The 17604-nt window shown below is 69.1% G+C and carries 17 protein-coding genes; 11 read left to right on the forward strand and 6 right to left on the reverse strand.

Annotated elements, in window-relative coordinates:
• Positions 1-413 precede the first annotated feature (413 nt).
• Complete coding sequence (locus MRS60_RS19795; RefSeq protein WP_105389990.1) at positions 414-848, reverse strand: hypothetical protein; 435 nt, start codon at positions 846-848, stop codon at positions 414-416.
• Between the two features lie 566 nt (positions 849-1414).
• On the opposite strand from MRS60_RS19795, the gene MRS60_RS19800 reads away from it, so the two are divergent.
• On the forward strand, positions 1415-1669 hold the full coding sequence (locus MRS60_RS19800; protein ID WP_243566473.1) for a DUF3562 domain-containing protein: 255 nt from the start codon (positions 1415-1417) through the stop codon (positions 1667-1669).
• 344 nt (positions 1670-2013) lie between these two features.
• Positions 2014-3813 (forward strand): methyl-accepting chemotaxis protein, encoded by a 1800-nt coding sequence (locus tag MRS60_RS19805; protein ID WP_131948395.1) that lies wholly within the window; start codon positions 2014-2016, stop codon positions 3811-3813.
• Positions 3814-3843: 30 nt separating this feature from the next.
• Here MRS60_RS19805 and MRS60_RS19810 read toward each other — a convergent pair whose 3' ends face one another.
• Positions 3844-4881, reverse strand: a complete 1038-nt coding sequence (locus MRS60_RS19810) for a sigma-54 interaction domain-containing protein (RefSeq protein WP_105390016.1) — start codon at positions 4879-4881, stop codon at positions 3844-3846.
• A 388-nt stretch (positions 4882-5269) separates the two neighbouring features.
• Here MRS60_RS19810 and MRS60_RS19815 point away from each other — a divergent pair, with 388 nt between their 5' ends.
• Together MRS60_RS19815 and MRS60_RS19820 are read left to right on the forward strand one after the other, a co-directional pair.
• The gene (locus MRS60_RS19815; protein WP_243566474.1) at positions 5270-7255 is read left to right on the forward strand and encodes a hybrid sensor histidine kinase/response regulator; all 1986 of its coding nucleotides are present in this window, start codon (positions 5270-5272) and stop codon (positions 7253-7255) included.
• Positions 7256-7384: 129 nt separating this feature from the next.
• A complete protein-coding gene (locus MRS60_RS19820; protein WP_034179549.1) occupies positions 7385-8005 on the forward strand; it encodes a DUF4142 domain-containing protein in 621 nt (206 codons plus the stop codon).
• Between the two features lie 22 nt (positions 8006-8027).
• On the opposite strand, the gene MRS60_RS19825 is transcribed toward MRS60_RS19820, so the two are convergent.
• The 3 genes from MRS60_RS19825 to MRS60_RS19835 form a co-directional block, all read right to left on the reverse strand.
• On the reverse strand, positions 8028-8534 hold the full coding sequence (locus tag MRS60_RS19825; RefSeq protein WP_034179548.1) for a PRC-barrel domain-containing protein: 507 nt from the start codon (positions 8532-8534) through the stop codon (positions 8028-8030).
• A gap of 123 nt (positions 8535-8657) precedes the next feature.
• Positions 8658-9089: a CBS domain-containing protein gene (locus MRS60_RS19830; protein WP_243566475.1), complete on the reverse strand. Its 432-nt coding sequence runs from the start codon at positions 9087-9089 to the stop codon at positions 8658-8660.
• Positions 9090-9429: 340 nt separating this feature from the next.
• Positions 9430-9681, reverse strand: coding sequence for a hypothetical protein (locus tag MRS60_RS19835; RefSeq protein WP_034179546.1), 252 nt, complete (start codon positions 9679-9681; stop codon positions 9430-9432).
• 142 nt (positions 9682-9823) lie between these two features.
• Here MRS60_RS19835 and MRS60_RS19840 point away from each other — a divergent pair, with 142 nt between their 5' ends.
• From MRS60_RS19840 to MRS60_RS19860, 5 genes are all read left to right on the forward strand, one after another.
• Positions 9824-10123: a hypothetical protein gene (locus tag MRS60_RS19840; RefSeq protein WP_243566476.1), complete on the forward strand. Its 300-nt coding sequence runs from the start codon at positions 9824-9826 to the stop codon at positions 10121-10123.
• A gap of 303 nt (positions 10124-10426) precedes the next feature.
• Positions 10427-10738: a hypothetical protein gene (locus tag MRS60_RS19845; RefSeq protein WP_034179544.1), complete on the forward strand. Its 312-nt coding sequence runs from the start codon at positions 10427-10429 to the stop codon at positions 10736-10738.
• A gap of 209 nt (positions 10739-10947) precedes the next feature.
• Complete coding sequence (locus MRS60_RS19850; protein WP_034179543.1) at positions 10948-11826, forward strand: MipA/OmpV family protein; 879 nt, start codon at positions 10948-10950, stop codon at positions 11824-11826.
• Positions 11827-11917: 91 nt separating this feature from the next.
• Complete coding sequence (locus tag MRS60_RS19855; protein WP_243566477.1) at positions 11918-13612, forward strand: VRR-NUC domain-containing protein; 1695 nt, start codon at positions 11918-11920, stop codon at positions 13610-13612.
• Positions 13609-15909, forward strand: coding sequence for an ATP-dependent DNA helicase (locus MRS60_RS19860; protein ID WP_243566478.1), 2301 nt, complete (start codon positions 13609-13611; stop codon positions 15907-15909). The genes MRS60_RS19855 and MRS60_RS19860 overlap by 4 nt, the downstream gene beginning before the upstream one ends.
• 99 nt (positions 15910-16008) lie before the next feature.
• On the opposite strand, the gene MRS60_RS19865 is transcribed toward MRS60_RS19860, so the two are convergent.
• On the reverse strand, positions 16009-16779 hold the full coding sequence (locus tag MRS60_RS19865) for an IclR family transcriptional regulator domain-containing protein (RefSeq protein WP_072436791.1): 771 nt from the start codon (positions 16777-16779) through the stop codon (positions 16009-16011).
• 161 nt (positions 16780-16940) lie between these two features.
• Between MRS60_RS19865 and MRS60_RS19870 the strand changes: the two genes are divergently transcribed.
• Both MRS60_RS19870 and MRS60_RS19875 read left to right on the forward strand, forming a co-directional pair.
• Positions 16941-17174, forward strand: coding sequence for an AbrB/MazE/SpoVT family DNA-binding domain-containing protein (locus tag MRS60_RS19870; protein ID WP_034179540.1), 234 nt, complete (start codon positions 16941-16943; stop codon positions 17172-17174).
• Positions 17161-17574, forward strand: a complete 414-nt coding sequence (locus tag MRS60_RS19875; protein WP_243566479.1) for a PIN domain-containing protein — start codon at positions 17161-17163, stop codon at positions 17572-17574. The genes MRS60_RS19870 and MRS60_RS19875 overlap by 14 nt, the downstream gene beginning before the upstream one ends.
• Positions 17575-17604: the final 30 nt, after the last annotated feature.

Below are 17604 nucleotides of genomic sequence, written 5' to 3' on the forward strand. Positions count from 1 at the left end.
GTAATGACCGTCGCGCATGAACGCGGGCATCGATCGACGGCACGTTGGTCGCCGACCCATCCTTTTCAGGAGCCGCGCCTCGCATTGCATGGCGCATCGTCCGACCAGGGACTCTCTGGCACGAGGGTAGGCAGCCGACCGCTGCCTTGGAGGACGGGCGGGGTGCGAGTCACCCCGTCCGCTTTCCGCATTGCTGGCCCCGTCAGATTTCTTTTCCCCGCAGGAATTGTCGTGAATGCCGCCGTGTGGAACGGCACGCCATCGCACCTAATGGCGCGCAGTCGATGCGGGCCGGCGGACACTCGCGGCATGCATGGCATCGCCTTACATGGGCGGCACGCCGCGAGCCTCGTAGAAGTTTCTGTCGCGCTAGGCCATCGCACGGCCCCGTGCCGTGCCTGCTGCGTGCGCGCTCAGAGGGTGCGAAGCGTCGACCGCAGAGTGTGCCGGCGGCCGGCGCTGCGGCGTACATGCGGGCGTCGGCGCACGGCATGCAACGGTGCGCACACGCCGCATGTGCGATTGCGCAGCCGGTTCGCATGCGGCCAGCCGGGGCGCGCCTTGCGGCGCGACTCCGAAACGGCCGGCGCGTCGTCCGCGGCCCGCGCACAGAGTGCCGCGGCGAACCGTTGCAGCGCGAGTACCGACCCCGCGACGCTCTGGTACTTTTCGCGGCCGATCTGCCCGTCGAGCGTGACGAGCAGCCCGGCTTCGCGTGCGAGCGCGAGCAAGGTGTCGAGATCGTCGGATGGACGGATGCCGGCCGACCCGGCCCGGGCGGGCAGGGCGCGCGCATTGCCCGACGCGTGCCGCTGGCCGTCCCGGCCTGCAAAGTTGCGATGTGTCATGGTTGGTCTCCTGCGCCGGACCCCGCATGCCGGCTCGATGGCCGGCTGGGCGATGACCCGGTATGAACGCTTTGTTCATGCCATCAGTATCGGGCGGCGGCAACGCGCTGCCAAGCAGCGGGCGCTGAAGTCGCTGTCAGGCATTGCGCGGTGCGTATCGGAATCCGCTGACACGCGTGGCGGCCGATCGGCGGGTACGGTGCTATCTGCCGTGATCCGGCGCGTTCGTTCCGACGAATGAGCGGGGGGCCGCAGACGCCGCTTGACGCATGATTTCGGCCGGTCTAAGTTCCCCAACTGCATCGGTATCGCGCGGCGTTCCATCGTCAGCCCGTCGACCGGTGCCGCGCCCCGGGGTGGCGTGGCAGGGCTTCCAGTTTCGTTCGCGGGCGGTTTGCGCCGCGAACCAGGCGCAGCCGGTCCGGAGACGGATCGGCACGGCGGCACGCAACGTGCCGTTGATCGCGCGCAAATATGCTCCGGCGCACCGCATGCCGCGCAGCCGTCCAGTCTCTAAACTTCCAGTACCGTCTTCTTTTCGTTCCTCGACCGTCAGGAGTTCGTCGATGTCCAAGGACAATTTGCTCGATTCACTCAAGGAAGCCGCCCAACAGCGTGCGATCGGCGCAGACCAGTTGCGCGCGATGCTCGACGACGAAGTGCGCGTGCTGTCGTCCGGCGCGCGCGTGCACGACTACATCCACGTGTTCGCGATCCGGCACCTGCGCGAACGGATGCGCCAGCAGGACGATCTCGACCGCGACACGCGGGCCGATACACAGCCCACTGAATCCGATCCGCGCCCGAGCCATCGGCTATGACGGGCGCTCGCCGCGGCTGACGCCGCGGGCGTTACCCGATCCGTCGCCGGGCCGCGGCCCAATTCCGCTCGACCTTTACGCATGCGGCCGACGGCGAGCCGGCCAACCCGAAACGCCCGGTGATTTCCGCGCACGAGGCCGTCGGCACCGTCGCCGCGTCCGGCGACCTGCGCGCGGGCACCGGTCAGGCACGCCAGTCTCCTGACGATCCGCCGACAGCCGGCGGCGCCTTTCGTCGTACATTTCCCTGAATCGTCACAACGGCCTCAAGTAAGCGGCGCGTTTGCCGTTTACACGGTGAACTGGTCCACCGCGCGTTCGCGCTCCCTTACCGAGTCGTTGCCATGTTCTCGTCCATCCGCGCCCGCATCCTTGCCGCGTGCGTCGCCATCGTCGTATTCGCGCTCGTCGCCACCACGCTGATCAACTACTTCATCGCACGCTCGTACAACGACGACGCGATCGACCGCAACCTGACCTCCGTCGCGAGCGGCCACGTGGTCGGGATCGCCGACTGGGTCGCCACCCGGAGCCGGATGATCGCGTCGCTGCAGGATGCCGCGCTGGCTCCCGATCCGCTGCCTGTGTTCAAGCAGATGGCCGCGGCCGGCGGCTTCACGAACGTCTACGCGGGTTATGCCGACAAGACGTTCCGCTTCTCCGACCCGACCGGCATCCCACCCGACTACGATCCGACCGGCCGCCCGTGGTACAAGCAGGCCGCGCAGGCCGGCAAGCCGGTCGTCACGCCGCCTTACGTCGACGCCGGCACCGGCAACCTGGTCGTCACGTTCGCGGTGCCGATCCTGCGCGACGGTGCGCTGAAGGGCGTGGTCGCCGCGGACGTCGCAATGGACAGCGTGATCGCAAACGTGAAGTCGATCCACCCGACGCCCGCGAGCTTCGGGATGTTGATCGACAGCAGCGGCCACGTCGTCGCGCACCCGAACCCGAAGCTCACGCTGAAGCCGGTCGCCGACGTGTCGCCCGAGCTCGGCGCGACGAGCGCCGCGTCGATCGCGGCCGCGACCGCGCCCGTCGAGGTCGGTGTCGGCGGCGATGCGAAGCTGGTGCGCGCGCGGCCCGTGCCGGGCACCGACTGGTACGCGCTGGTGCTGCTCGACAAGACCGAGGCGACGGCCGGGATGCGCTCGCTGCTGACCGCGTCGCTGATCACGCTGATCGTGATCGTCGGCGTCGCATCGCTGATCATCGGCGCGATCACCGCGACCGCGTTCCGCCGCCTGTCGCTGGTGCGTCAGGCGATGGCCGCGATCGGCTCGGGCGCGGGCGACCTGACGCAGCGCCTGCCGGCCGACGGCCGCGACGAAGTCGCCGACATCGCGCGCTCGTTCAACAGCTTCATCGACAAGCTGAACGACGTGATGCGCCAGATCCGCGACGCGAGCGAATCGGTGCGCACGGCTGCGAACGAAATCGCGGCGGGCAACCAGGACCTGTCGTCGCGCACCGAATCGGCGGCGGCGAGCCTCGAGGAAACGGCCGCTTCGATGGAAGAAATCACGGCCACCGTCGGCCAGTCGGCGGCAGCCGCCGGCCAGGCCGACGAACGCGCGGCAGCCGCGTCGCGGATCGCGTCGCACGGCGGCGTGGTCGTGTCGGACGTCGTCGCGACGATGGGGAAGATCGAGGAAGCGTCGGGCCGGATCGGCGACATCATCGGCGTGATCGACGGGATCGCATTCCAGACCAACATCCTCGCGCTGAACGCGGCCGTCGAAGCGGCGCGCGCGGGCGAGCAGGGCCGCGGCTTCGCGGTCGTCGCGCAGGAAGTGCGCAGCCTCGCGCAACGCAGCGCACAGGCTGCGCGCGAAGTGAAGGTGCTGGTCGAATCGACGGTCGCGAGCGTGTCGGCCGGGTCCGGGCAGGTGCGTCAGGCCGGCGACACGATGCGCGAGATCGTGTCCAACGTGTCGAACGTGACGACGATCATTTCCGAGATCACGCACGCGGCGAACGAGCAGACGCGCGGCATCCAGGAAGTGAATCGCGCGGTCACGCAGCTCGACGAAATGGTGCAGCAGAACGCGGCGCTCGTCGAACAGTCGACGGCGGCCGCAACCGCGCTGCAGTCGCAGGCGAACGCGCTGGCGACGACGGTCGGGCAGTTCAAGGTCGCATGACGCGGCACGCCGGATGCGCGGCCGTGCCGCTCAGGAGCGGCCACGGTCGCGCATCAGCGCGAGCCGGTTGTAGAGCGTCTTCAGGCTGATCCCGAGCGCTTTCGCCGCGCGCGGCTTGTTGCCGTCGAAATGACGCAGTGTCGCCGCGATGAAGCGCTGCTGCGCGTGGTGCAGCGTCGCGCCGAGCGGCAGCGCCATTGCGCTCTCCGACGTGCGGTCGGGCGGCATCGCCTGCTTCGGCAGTGCGACGTCGATGCCGTCGTCCGCCAGGATGTATGCGCGCTCGAGCGTGTTGTGCAGCTCGCGCACGTTGCCGGGCCACGAATACGCGCGCAGCGCCGCGATCGCCGCGTCGGTCAGCCGCTTGTGCGAGCGGTGCCGCGCGTTCAGCGTATCGACGAATTCCAGCGCGATCGTCTCGATGTCGCCGTCGCGCTGGCGCAGCGGCGGCACGTATAACGCGAACGCGGCGAGGCGATAGAACAGGTCCTCGCGCAGCCGGCCGTCGCGCACGGCGTCGGCCGGATTGTGGCGGGTGGCCGACACGATCCGCACGTCGAGCGGAATCGGCTCGGTACCGCCCACCCGCACGATCGCGTTCGACTCGATTGCCCGCAGCAGCTTCACCTGCAGCGCCGCAGGCATTTCCGCGATCTCGTCGAGCAGCAGCGTGCCGCCGCGTGCGGCTTCGAAAAACCCTTCCCGCTGCGCGATCGCGCCGGTAAAGCTGCCTTTCTCGTGCCCGAACAATTGCGACTCGGCAATATCGGGCGGAATCGCGCCGCAGTTCACGGGCACGAACGGGCCGTCCCGCTGCGCGCTGAGATCGTGCAGCCGGCGCGCGACGATATCCTTGCCGACCCCGCTTTCGCCGGCAATCATCACGCTGGCGCGCGTCGGCGCGATTTTCTCGATGCGGCCGAGCAGCGTGCGCATCGCGGAGGACCGGCCCGACAGCCGGCGGCCGTCTGCGCGCTGCTTCGACCGGTTTGCGGTTTCGACCATCGGCGTTAGCGGGCCGTTTTGAAAATCGGCATCACGTGTTCCGTTCATTGCAATATTTATCATCGACAGCGAAACGGCCGCGAAGGTGCCGCTGAATAGAAATTTCCAATGTGCGCGGCGTGGGCGGAAGGAATCGCCCATCGGTCTTTCCGCGAACCCGTGGAACGATCCACCGGCGCCTTTTTACAGAAACCCGATGAAAAAGCCGGTTGCGATTGCATTCCTCCCGGGCGGACCGCGACTTCGACCGGTGCCGGACCGGCTGCGGCCGAACAGACGGCCGGCATGACGCCGGTCCGACCATCCTCGGTCCGGACACCGCCCCAGGCCCGCATCGGGCATGTTGCTTGCTGATACCACCATGCTCGCCCGGCACGCTCGACGACAATGCCGGATGGCCGACAAGCGGCACGATGCCGCGCGACGGGGGCCGGCGCGATGCAAGGATGCAATGAGGACCCTGAACCGTGAGCTGTTACGGCAGGGTGCATGGATCGTGCTGGCCGTCGGACTGGCGTCCGCGCTGCAGGCGTGGGCGATTCGCGTCGTCGGCGAGCACGCGCCATTTGCGCCGCTGCCTTTCTATGCGGCCGTTGCGGCTGCCGCGTGGCTGACGTCATTCGGCGGCGGCCTGGCCGCGACCATGACGAGCGTGGCCGTGATCGGCACGCTGTGGTGGCGCGATATGCCGCTGGCCACGTTGCTCGCGCAGGCGGGCACGTTCGTCGCGATCGGCTTCGTCGAGTGCGTGCTCGTGATGGCCGTGAAGCCATTGCTCGCGAACGATCGTCTGCGCGAAATCGATGACGACGGCAGCGGCAACTCTCGCTCGCCGCACCGCGAGCCCGCGCCCGCGGCGAGCGCGCCTGACGACAGCCAGCTTCGTCATGTGGTCGACGCGTCGCCCGATGCGATCGTCGGGGTCGATGCCGCGCGGCGGATCACGAGCTGGAATCCGGCCGCGTGGCGAATCTTCGGGATCGACGCGGCGCAGGCGACCGGGCGCGACATCGCTTCGATGATCGCGCCGCGCTGGTTGCAGCGGCATCCGTTGCCCGCATCGTTCGCGAACCTGCATGCGCCTGTCGGGCCGCTCGACGTGCTGTGCGTGCGCCGCGACGGCGGCCGCTTTCGTGCGACCTTTGCCGCGTCGCCGATCGTCGATGCGCAGGGCAACTGCACGGGCCTGTCGATGACGCTGCGCGAAGCGCGCGAACGCCGCCGCGGCGAACAGCGCTACCTGCGTTCGCTGCGCGGCGCACGCGACGCGCGTGCGCAGGCCGACTCGTCGAACCGGCTGAAGGACGAACTGCTGGCTACGGTGTCGCACGAGCTGCGCACGCCGGTGAACGTGATCTACGGCTGGGTCGAGGTGCTGCGCAGCGTCGACGGGCAGGGCTTCGCGCAACAGGCGATCGACGCGATCGATCGCAGCGCGCGATCGCTGTCGCACATGGTCGGCGATCTGCTCGACGCATCGTCGCTCGCGACGGGCCGGCTGCGCCTCGAACACGTGCCGGTCGATCTCGTGCGGGTCGTGCGCGACGCCACGCGCGAACTGGACGCGACGGCACGGGCGAACGGGCTCGTGCTGTCGACCGAGTACACGATGCCGACCTGCGTGATTCAGGCGGATGGCGAGCGCGTGCGCCAGATCCTGTCGAACCTGCTGTCGAACGCGATCAAGTTCACGCCGCCGGGCGGGCGCATCACCGTGGCGCTGACGCGAGCGGGCGAGTTCGTGCGGCTGTCGGTCGCCGATACCGGGCAAGGCATTGCGGCGGAATACCTGCCGCACCTGTTCGAAACGTTCAACCGGCCCGAAGGCGCGTCCGCTTCGCCGAAACGCGGCCTCGGGCTCGGCCTGTCGATCGTGCGCGACATCGCGCAACTGCACGGCGGCGACGTCGTGGCAACGAGTGCGGGCGCCGGACAAGGGACGACCGTGACGGTCACGCTGCCGGCCGGCTGGGACGCAGACGATCCGGCCGCACAACCGGTGCGCACGACGGGCCGGCCGGCCGCGACCGCGCTCGGCGGCCGGCGCGTGCTCGTCGTCGACGACGACGCGACGTCGCGCGCCAGCCTCGCCGCGGCACTCGAAACGATGGGCGCGCAGGTATCGACCGCGCAGTCGGGGCACGATGCGCTCGACGCGGTGGAACGGCATCCGCCGAGCGTCGTGTTGTCGGATCTCGCGATGCCCGACGGCGACGGCTTCTGGCTGCTCGATCACATCCGGCATTTGCCGGGCGGCGGCGGACACTTGCCGGTCGTCGCGGTGACCGCGCACGCCGGCAAGGCCGACCGCCACCGCGTGCTGGCCGCCGGCTTCGACGCGTATCTGTGCAAGCCGGTCGACATGTCGACGCTGGCGGGCGTGATCGTCGACGTCGCGCCGGACGATTCGCACGACGGGAAAGTGAGCGACCGGTAGCAGCGGACACAGCGGGCGCGTGGAGTGGAGCAACGGCGCATGGACCGGTTTCCTTATGTCGGCCGAGCGTCCCGTGTGACGGAAAACCGCGCGGCCGGCCCGCTCCGTCTCGCATACGGAGGTCCCCGGATGAAAACGAATCGGATGAACCGGGACGAACGCCGGACGGCGGTAGGCGCACTGGCCGCCGCCTGCACACTGGCGTTCGCGCTCTCGCACGCGCAGGCGCCGCCTGCTTCGTCGGTGCAGGTCGCGCCGGGTGTCGTCAGCCCCGGCCCGACCGCCGACGAGGCCGCCATGACGCAGCGGCCGACCGGCATCGATGCCGAATTCGTCGACAAGGCCGCGATGCTCTGCAAGGTCGAACGACAGGCCAGCCAGCTCGCGCTCGACCGCTCGTCGAACCCGGACGTGAAGGCGTTCGCGCGCCGGATGCTCGACGATCTCACGCGCATCGCTGGCGAATTGCGGCAGCTTGGCGCGCAAAAGGGCGTACCGGTCCAGACGCGGATGCTTGTCGATCCGGCGGTGACGGCATTGCGAACCAAGGATGGCCACGCGTTCGACACGGCCTATGTCGCGCTGGCGGGCCCGCGCACGCACGAGGCGGCGATCCGGCTCTACGAAGCCGAGGCGCGCAACGGCCGCGACCCGCAGCTTCGCGCATTCGCGGCCCGTGCGCTGCCGACGCTGAACGCGCATCTGGCCGCCGCGCGGAAGCTCGCGCAGACGGTGGCGGCCGCACACTGAATCGCGTGGCAGCCGGCCGATTTCAACGCTTGCGCCGGCCCTCGTCTTCGGGGCCGCCCGGCGACGCCTCGTACGGCGGCGAGTCGAGCGCCGTTTCGCCTTCCTCGATCAGCCAGTACGGCGCACTGCCGTAGTACGCGTGCAGCGCCTCGGCCCAGGCCGGATCGGCCATGGCCGGCCAGCGGTTCCTGTCGAAGCCGGGTGCTTCGCGCACCTGTTCGGCAGCAACCGGCAGCACGAAGCATTTGCGCTCGACGTCGAGTATCAGCGCGTTCCACGGCACCGCGAGCAGCTTGTCGCCGCTTCCGCTCCCGCCGCGCGACGCGACGACGGCATATGCGATCCGGCCGGAACGCACGTCGAGCATGATGTCGGTGATCTTGCCGATGTCGTCGCCGTCCACCGTCAGCACGCGATCGCCTTCGAGCGTGCGGGCGGCCATCACGTCGGGCCCCGGCCCGCCCGCGTGCGTGCGGCGGCCGGCGCCGACAATGCGCGCGGCGTCGCGCGACGGTTTGTCCGTTGTCATCGAAAACCTCCTGGTCGAAACGGCAACGCGGCGCACGCGCGAAACGCGTGCGTGTGCGTGTGCGTGCGTGTGCGCGTCGCACCCGGGCAGCGGGCCGTCGTGCGGAACGAGGGAGCGTGTGTGTCAGCGCCGACGCGGCAGCGACACGTCCTCGAGCGTATTGGCGAGCTCGTCGCGCTCAGGGCCGCCCGCGCGCGTCGCGATGTCGCCGAGCGACACGATGCCGACGAGCCGCAGGCTGCGGTCGAGCACCGGCAGCCGATGCAACTGCACGTCGGCCATCCGCTGCTGGACGTCGCCGACGCCGTCGTCCTCGACGCACCACTGCACGGGTGCGGATGCGACCGCCAGCACGGGCGTATCGGACGAATGGCCGTGCGACAGCGCCCGCACCGCGAGGTCGCGGTCGGTCACGATCGCGACGAGTTCGGTGCCGTCGCAAACGGGCAGTACGCCGATATCGAAGCGCTGCATCAGTTCGGCCGCCTGGCGAATCGTATCGGTCGGCGCGACGCATACCACGTCGCGCGACATGATCTCGTTGACGCGATACATGAAGCCTCCTTCGTGAGCGAATCGATTCGGGAGCAGATACCGTGCCGCGCGCGTTCCGCGCCCGCCGGCCCTGGTCGGCCGGACGGCGGAGAAATTTGCCAGCCCGCTTGTACATCTTCCACGGCGGCAGTCGCGAACGGGGGCGGCAAGCGATGTCAGTGGCCGATGCCGGTCATCGCGACGATCGCGAGCACCACGGCGCTTTCGATCGCCGCCAGCGTCGCGACGCCGGCGGCGCCGCTGATTTCATGCCATCGGCGTTCAAGGATCTTCATCAGATCGCTCCGGATTTCGCCGGCCCGCCGATGCGCCGCAGCGCATCGCGAGCCGGGTGCCGCCGTCAGCCGTGATCGCGGGGCGGGGAAGGGACGTGCGGCGCACGACGTTCGTGCTTGCCGGACGGCTTGGCGGGGTCGATACGCGTCGCACCGCCGACGGCGGGCGGATCGCTGGCCGGGAACGTCTCCTCGAGCCCTTCGTCGATGCGCTCCTCCGTCTTCTTGTCTTCCGACGGCGGGCGGGACGTGGCGAGCCTGAGCAGGCCGGCAGCCGGTGACACGGCGTCGCGGCGGCCGGGGGCGTGAACGTTCATGGTCGAACCTCCTTGTTCGTTGATGCAGGCGCAAGCGCCGTGCCCGCGCGGCATCGGCGGCACGACGCTTGCACGCCGGCGGAAGCCGGCCGTGCGACGGGCATGACCCGCGCGCCGTCGGCGTGGACGAGAGGACATCGTGATGAATGCAACCAAGGAAAGGATACGTTACGACGCGAACGTATGCGGCGGCGATTTCCGCCACGTACGCGAGCGGTTCGCCGCGTGGAAGCGCGAATCGCTGGTCTATCGGCCCGAACGGCGCATGTTCGACGGCAAGGACGAGGTGCGCGAGCTGAGCGACATCGTCTACGACGGTCCCGAACGCGCGCAGCGGGCGCTCGTCGCGCAATGCTCGCCGTCCGATCCGTTCGCGCTCGCGGTGCGGCTGATCGCGGAAGGGCGCACGATGTGGCTGGTGATGGCGGCCTACGACGACTGACCGCACGGCAGCGTCCGTCCGGATCGGGCAACGGGCACGCCGCTTGCGCACGGCCGCAGCGCCATCGAGATGCGCGCCGTCGCGCAGGAGTCACATGAAGACGCCATTCACGCTGCACCGCCCCGAACCGACACCCGACGTCGACCCCGATCCGACGCAGCCCGGGCGCGACGATCCCGTCGATCCGCCCGTGCCCGACGGGCTGCCACACGGCGATCCGCCGTCGCACCCGCCGCCGATGCGGATGCCGGGCGGGCACGGTGCGCCGCAACCGGCCGCACGACCACTGAAAGGAGGACCATCATGGACATTCACGTGCAATCGCCAGACAAGCGCGCGATCGCTCAGGTGCTGGGCCGCTATTTCGAATCGCGCTCGTTGCGTTATCACATCGAGGAGTTGCCCGGCGGCGTGCTGCATATCGGCTTTCGCGCCAGCGGCCGCCCGGTCGCCGTCACCGTATCGTTCGACGATGCTGCATACGATACCTATACGCACTGGGATGCCAGCCAGAAACAGCTCGCGCTCGGGCGGCTCGCCGACGGCTTCTCGCGGATGATGTCGACGCGCAGCCCGGCCGCGCTGGCCGGCGACTATCACGTCGAGCGTTTCTGATCCGGCAACGCTTCCCCCATCCATTCCGGAAGGCAAAGTGCCCGCGTGCAGCGGGCGCTTTGCGTCTGCGCGCGCGTCGCGTAGGATGTCCGTTAATTCAGCGCACGCTACGTTCGCGCCGCCGGTTGCCCTGCCAGCCGCTGCAGCCGAAGAGGCTGCGATGCGCTTTCCCTAAGGTTCGTTTCGCGCAACCGACGGAGACCGCCTTGATGACTGTTGCCCGCCCGTTACTGTCACCCGGCGCACGCCGGTTCGTATCCGGCTTGTCGGCATGCGCGGCGCTCGCCGCGGCCGGCGCCCGCGACGCGTCGGCCCAGACACCTTCGCCGCTCGGCGAGTGGCAATACTCGGCAGGCGTGCCGCTCGAGAAACTGTTCGATCCGACCGTCTCCACCTGGCAGGTCAGCGTCGGCGCCGCGATGACGCTGCAGCCGCGCTATGCAGGCTCCGACCGCTATCGCGTGATGGGTGGCCCGAATCTCGACATCCGCTATCGCGACCTGTTCTTCCTGTCGACGGGCGAGGGCCTGGGCGCGAACGTGCTGCGCGGGCCGAACTGGCGCGTGAGCCTGTCGGTCGGTTATGACCTCGGGCGCCGCTCGGCCGACGATCTCGGCCACCTGAACGGCCTCGACAACATCAACGCGGCGCCGGTGATGAAGCTGTCGGCCGATTACGTGATCTCGAAGGAATTCCCGCTCGTGCTGCGCGCGGATGTCCGCCGCAGCATCGGCGGCTCGAACGGCTGGACCGGCGATTTCTCCGCGTACATGCCGATGCCGGGCAGCAACGAAAACTTCTTCTGGTTCGCGGGGCCGACCGTCTCGTTCGCCGACTCGCGCTACATGAACAGCTGGTTCGGCGTGAGCCAGGGCGCCGCCGCGCGCTCGGGGCTGCCGGCTTATTCGTCGGGCGCGGGGATCAAGTCGGCTGGCCTGGGCGTGACGATGGTCTGGTTCGTGAACAAGCACTGGTTCGTGACGATGGACGGCGCGATCGAGCAGCTCGTCGGCCGCGCGGCGCGCAGCCCGATCACGCAGCAGTCGACCAACGGCGTGTTCGACATGTCGGTGAATTACCAGTTCTGATCCCTGCGTCCTGGCCGGGCGGTGGCGTGCGGCAATTCCCGTCACATTTGATATGATTCCGACCTGTACAAACGTACAGTGATCGATTCCCGTGACGCCTGCTTCGCCGACGCCCCCGGCGTTTTACTACCTGACCAATTTCGAACGCGCGCTGGCCTGGCTCGGCGAGCGTTACGACGACCTGCTCGACCACCAGGAGCAGGCGTTCGTTCGCGATTTCGCGTCGCTGCCGCAGGCGTCGCGCGCGCTGCTCGTGCGGATGCTGATGCGCAGCGGGTCCGACTTCCGCGCAAGCAAGCTCGCGTACGACGAAATCGGCTGCACGCTCGATGCGGCCGCGCCGCTCGTCGAACTCGGCTGGGTCGATCCGGCGCCCGCGCTGACGCTCGACGAGCTGTTCGCGCTGTCGACCAAGGCCGACCTGCTGCGCATCTTCCCGTCGCTCGCCGCGCATGCGGGCGAGCGCAAGCCCGAATGGCTCGAACGGCTGCGGCCCGCGCACGACGCCGCGCAGTCGCTCGACGCGTGGTGCGCGCAGGCCGATGATCGCGTGCTGCGCGTGACGGTCGGTGCGCTGTGCGACCGGCTGCGCCTGATGTTCTTCGGCAATCTGCATCAGGACTGGAGCGAATTCGTGCTCGCCGATCTCGGCGTGTTCCAGTACGAAAGCGTGCCGATCGCACCGTCGTCGCGCGCGTTCCAGCAGCGCGACGACGTCGACGCGTATCTCGCGCTGCAGATGTGTCGCGACGCGCTCGACGCGTGGCCCGACGATCTGCCGTTCGACGACCTGCTGCGCGCGATCGACGCGGTGGGCTGTGCGCAGCCGTGGCTCGCGACGCGTCGCGCGAAGCTGCTGTTCGCGCTCGGGCAGACTTGCGAGCGCCGCGCCGACTGGGCCGCCGCGCTCGACGCTTACACGCGCAGCGCATGGCCCGGCAGCCGCCATCGGCGCATCCGCGTGCTCGAGCGCTGCGGGCGCGACGACGACGCGCTCGCGCTGGCGCTCGATGCGCGCGGCGGTTTCGAGAGCGACGAGGAGCGCCAGCGCGTCGAGCGCATGCTGCCGCGCCTGCAGCGCCGCGTCGGCCAGCGCGTCGAACGTGCAGCCGCCGCGCCGGACGTGCCGCGCGAGACGCTGGTGCTGGCGCGCCCCGACGCGTTCGTCAGTGTCGAATTCGCGGTGCGCGACCATCTCGCGCAGCCGGCGTCGACGGTCCATTACGTCGAAAACACGCTGATCAATTCGCTGTTCGGGCTGCTGTGCTGGGAGCCCGTGTTCGCAGCCGTGCCCGGCGCATTCTTCCACCCGTTCCAGCGCGGCCCGGCCGACCTGCACGCGCCCGATTTCGCCGCGCGCCGCGCGGACGCGTTCGCTGCCTGTTTCGCGCAGCTCGATTCGGGCGCGTATCGCGACACGATCCGCCGGCATTACTCGACGAAGGCGGGGCTGCAGTCGCCGTTCGTGTTCTGGGGTGTGCTGACGGACGAACTGCTCGACGAGGCGCTCGCGTGCCTGCCGCCCGAGCACCTGCGGCTGTGGTTCGCGCGCCTGCTCGCGGATATCCGCAGCAACCGCTCGGGGCTGCCCGATCTCGTCCGCTTCTGGCCCGGCGAGCGCCGCTACGAGCTGATCGAGGTGAAGGGCCCGGGAGACCGGCTGCAGGACAACCAGACGCGCTGGCTCGCATACTGCGTCGCGCACGGCATGCCGGTGCGCGTCGTCGATGTCGAGTGGGGCGGCGCGGGCGGCGCGCAAGCCGACGCGGCGAGGCTGTCCGCGTGAGCTACGTCGTCGCGGTGCGGGCAATGTGCGAGTTTACCGCGCGGCGCGGCGATCTCGACCTGCGCTTCACGCCCGCGCCGACCGCGCTCGAAGGCATCGCCGGCCACGGTGCGGTCACGTCGAACCGCGGCGCGCGCTACGAAACCGAGATCGCGCTGACGGGCACGTGGGGCACGCTCACCGTGCGCGGCCGCGCGGACGGCTACGATCCCGTGGCGAACCGCATCGAGGAAATCAAGACCTATCGCGGCAGCCTCGACGCGATGCCGGCGAACCACCGCGCGCTGCACTGGGCGCAGGCGAAGGTCTATGCGCACCTGATGTGCGACGCGCGCGGCCTCGCGGAAATCGACGTCGCGCTCGTGTATTTCGACATCGTGTCCGAGCGCGAGACCGTGCTGACGGAAACGCTGGACGCGACCACGCTCGCGGCGTTCTTTGCCGAGCAGTGCGCATGCTTCGTCGGCTGGGCCGAGCGAGAGACGGCCCATCGCGCGGCGCGCGATGCGGCGCTGCGCGCGCTCGCGTTTCCGCATGGGCAGTTCCGCAGCGGCCAGCGCGAGCTGGCGGTCGCCGTCTATCGCGCGGCTCGCGACGAGCGCTGCCTGATGGCGCAGGCGCCGACCGGCATCGGCAAGACGCTCGGCACCGTGTTCCCGCTGCTGAAGGCATGCGGCGAGGGCGAGCTCGACCATGTGTTCTTCCTCACTGCGAAAACGCCCGGACGCGCGCTCGCGCTCGAAGCGGCGACGACGCTCGGCGCCGGCACGCCGGCGCTGCCGCTGCGCGTGCTGGAGCTCGTCGCGCGCGACAAGGCGTGCGAGCATCCGGACAAGGCGTGTCATGGCGAATCGTGCCCGCTCGCGCAAGGCTTCTACGATCGGCTGCCGGCCGCGCGCGACGCGGCGATCGGCGCCGGGCTGCTGGATCGCGATACCGTGCGCGCGGCCGCGCTCGCGCACGACGTCTGCCCGTACTACCTCGCGCAGGAGCTCGCGCGCTGGTCGGACATGATGATCGGCGACTACAACTACTACTACGACGGCAGCGCGATGCTGCACACGCTCGCGCAGCAGAACCAGTGGCGCGTCGGCGTGCTCGTCGACGAAGCGCACAACCTGCTCGACCGCGCGCGCAAGATGTACAGCGCGTCGCTCGATCCGTTCGCGTTCGCGGCCGCGCGCGAAGCCGCGCCCGCGGCGCTGCGCAAGGCGTTCGACCGGCTCGCCCGCGCATGGGGCACGGTCAATCGCGCGCAGGCCGAACGCTATGCGGCGTATCCGGACATTCCGGGCCCGATCGTGTCGGCCGTGCAGAACCTCGTCGCGGCGATCGGCGAACACCTGACCGACACGCCGCGCGCGAACGGCGACGCGCTGCTGCGCTTTCATTTCGAGGCGATCCAGTTCGGCGTGCTCGCCGAAGCCTTCGACAGCGCGTCGATCTTCGACGCGACGCTGCACGGCGTACCGATGCCGCGCCAGCCGGCGCTAGACGGCGTTGCGTCGGCCGGCCGCCGGCGCCGCGCCCAGTCGACGCTGTGCGTGCGCAACGTGATCCCGGCCGGATTTCTCGCGCCGCGCTACGACGCCGCGCGCGCGACCGTGCTGTTTTCGGGCACGCTGAGCCCGTTCCATTTCTACCGCGACACGCTCGGACTGCCCGGCGATACGGGCTGGCTCGACGTCGACGGGCCGTTCCGCGCCGAGCAACTGACGGTGCGCGTCGCGAGCCATGTATCGACGCGCTGGCGCGACCGCGACCGTTCGCTCGAACCGATCGCCGACCTGATCGCCGCGCAATACGCGGCGAGGCCCGGCAACTACCTCGGCTTCCTGAGCAGCTTCGACTACCTGGGGCGCGTGGTCGCGCTGATGCAGACGCGCCATCCGGACGTGCCGGTGTGGGCGCAGGCGCCCGGCATGGCCGAAAGCGAGCGCGATGCGTTTCTCGCGCGCTTCGATGCGGGCGGGCGCGGCGTCGGCTTCGCGGTGCTGGGCGGTGCGTTCTCGGAAGGCGTGGACCTGGTCGGCGAACGGCTGATCGGTGCGTTCATCGCGACGCTCGGGTTGCCGCAGGTCAACGATGTCAACGAGCAGATGCGGCGCGCGATGGACGCGCGCTTCGGCAACGGCTACGACTACATGTACCTGTATCCGGGCTTGCAGAAGGTCGTGCAGGCGGCCGGGCGCGTGATCCGCACCGAGCACGACGAAGGCGTCGTGCATCTGATCGACGATCGTTATCGGCGGCGGGAAGTGCGCGATCTGCTGCCGCGGTGGTGGCGGATCGGGTGAAGGGGGAAGATGCCCGGCCGGCAGACTGCCGGTTGTGGCGAAGGGGCGCTATCCGTTGCGTAGCGGTGTAGCGGGCGTCACCTTGGGCCCGGGGGGACGCTACAGCACGTTCAGCATCGCCAGCGCGGCTTCCTGCAGGTGCGGCAGCACGCGCCGCACGGCAGCGTCGGTCGTCTCCGTGCCGATCGGCATGTTCGTGCTCAGCGCGGCGACGACTTCGCCGTGACGATTCTTCAGCGGCACCGCGATCCCGCGCACGCCGACCTGCAATTGCTGCTCGATCGCCGCAAAACCTGCGTCGCGCGCGTGGTCGACCTGTTCGAGCAGGCGCGCCTTGTTGGTGATCGTGTGCGGCGTGAACGGCGGCAGTTCGGTGTCGTCGAGCCACGCGCGCACGGCCTCGCGATCCGGATGGTGCGCGAGCAGCACGACGCCCGGCGACGTCAGCGGCGCCGGCACGCGCGCGCCGAGCACGAAGCCGGTCGTCATCACGCGCGACACGCCGTTGCGCGCGATGAACACGAGTTCCCAGCCGTCGAGCACGCTCACGTAAGCCGATTCGTTCAACGACGCGCTCAGTTGCTGCAGATACGGCTGGACCGTGCGCGGCAGCCGCGCCGAGTCGAAGTACGACCAGCCGACCCGCAGCACGCGCGGCGTCAGGCCGTACAGCTTGCCGTCGGTGTAGACGTAGCCGAGCGATTCGAGCGTCAGCAGGTAGCGCCGCGCGGCCGTGCGCGTGAGGCCGGTGCGCGCGGCGGCCTGCGTGGGCGTCATGCGCGCGTGCTGGCTGTCGAATGCTTCCAGGATCATCAGGCCTTTTTCGAGGCCGGCAATCCAGTCGCGTCGGTCGAGTTCGGGCTTTTTCATCGTCGGGAAGCGGTGCCGTCATGCGCGGTGATCGCGCGGGAGTGGGCGATTATCGCGCGATTCGACTGGCGGCAGCTTCCAATATGCATGCGTTGTGCGTCGTCTTTGCAGGCAAGATACGGAAGATATACAATCATCAATGTATATCCAAGGAGGTACGTATGCAGGTCGCAAAGTGGGGCAATAGCCTGGCCGTCCGCCTTCCCGCCACTGTGGTCGAAGCCCTGGAGCTCCGCGAAGGGGACGACATCGAGATCGTGGTCGATAGCCCGCGCGTGTTTGCCGTCAGCCGCAAGCCGAGGGCCGATGAACTGCTGCAACGGTTGCGGCGTTTCAGGGGCAAGCTGCCCGCCGATTTCAAGTTCAGCCGGGACGATGCGAATGAGCGGGATTGAGTCGGCAAAATCATTCGTCGACAGCAATGTCGTGCTTTATCTGCTGTCCGGGGACGAAACCAAGGCGAATCGGGCGGAGGCGCTGTTCCTTCGGCGGCCGACCATCAGTGTCCAGGTCCTGAACGAAGTCGCCAGCGTTTGCAGCCGAAAATTGCGGATGCCGTGGAGCGACGTGGCGCAGTTTCTGGAACCGATCAGGAGCTTGTGCCATGTCGTACCGGTCACGATCGATACGCATGACCTGGCGCGAAGGCTGGCGGAGCGACATGGCTTGTCATTCTATGACGCGTGCATCGTCGCCGCCGCGTCGCTCGAGGGCTGCGAGTACCTGTACACCGAGGACATGCACGATGGCCTGCGTGTGGATGGTGGACCGGTGCTGCGAAATCCGTTCGCCTGAACGTCGGGAATTTCGGGCGCGCTGCCGACA

It is taken from the genome of Burkholderia pyrrocinia (assembly GCF_022809715.1).
Classification (GTDB): Bacteria; Pseudomonadota; Gammaproteobacteria; order Burkholderiales; family Burkholderiaceae; genus Burkholderia; species Burkholderia pyrrocinia_C.

What these genes read in the sequence shown, in the direction of transcription:
- MRS60_RS19835 (WP_034179546.1), bottom strand. Translation starts at nt 9,681, where the DNA reads ATGAACGTTCACGCCCCCGGCCGCCGCGACGCCGTGTCACCGGCTGCC.
- MRS60_RS19825 (WP_034179548.1), bottom strand. Translation starts at nt 8,534, where the DNA reads ATGACAACGGACAAACCGTCGCGCGACGCCGCGCGCATTGTCGGCGCC.
- MRS60_RS19810 (WP_105390016.1), bottom strand. Translation starts at nt 4,881, where the DNA reads ATGATAAATATTGCAATGAACGGAACACGTGATGCCGATTTTCAAAAC.
- MRS60_RS19850 (WP_034179543.1), top strand. Translation starts at nt 10,948, where the DNA reads ATGACTGTTGCCCGCCCGTTACTGTCACCCGGCGCACGCCGGTTCGTA.
- MRS60_RS19820 (WP_034179549.1), top strand. Translation starts at nt 7,385, where the DNA reads ATGAAAACGAATCGGATGAACCGGGACGAACGCCGGACGGCGGTAGGC.
- MRS60_RS19845 (WP_034179544.1), top strand. Translation starts at nt 10,427, where the DNA reads ATGGACATTCACGTGCAATCGCCAGACAAGCGCGCGATCGCTCAGGTG.
- MRS60_RS19875 (WP_243566479.1), top strand. Translation starts at nt 17,161, where the DNA reads ATGAGCGGGATTGAGTCGGCAAAATCATTCGTCGACAGCAATGTCGTG.
- MRS60_RS19795 (WP_105389990.1), bottom strand. Translation starts at nt 848, where the DNA reads ATGACACATCGCAACTTTGCAGGCCGGGACGGCCAGCGGCACGCGTCG.
- MRS60_RS19815 (WP_243566474.1), top strand. Translation starts at nt 5,270, where the DNA reads ATGAGGACCCTGAACCGTGAGCTGTTACGGCAGGGTGCATGGATCGTG.
- MRS60_RS19800 (WP_243566473.1), top strand. Translation starts at nt 1,415, where the DNA reads ATGTCCAAGGACAATTTGCTCGATTCACTCAAGGAAGCCGCCCAACAG.
- MRS60_RS19870 (WP_034179540.1), top strand. Translation starts at nt 16,941, where the DNA reads ATGCAGGTCGCAAAGTGGGGCAATAGCCTGGCCGTCCGCCTTCCCGCC.
- MRS60_RS19865 (WP_072436791.1), bottom strand. Translation starts at nt 16,779, where the DNA reads ATGAAAAAGCCCGAACTCGACCGACGCGACTGGATTGCCGGCCTCGAA.
- MRS60_RS19805 (WP_131948395.1), top strand. Translation starts at nt 2,014, where the DNA reads ATGTTCTCGTCCATCCGCGCCCGCATCCTTGCCGCGTGCGTCGCCATC.
- MRS60_RS19840 (WP_243566476.1), top strand. Translation starts at nt 9,824, where the DNA reads ATGAATGCAACCAAGGAAAGGATACGTTACGACGCGAACGTATGCGGC.
- MRS60_RS19830 (WP_243566475.1), bottom strand. Translation starts at nt 9,089, where the DNA reads ATGTATCGCGTCAACGAGATCATGTCGCGCGACGTGGTATGCGTCGCG.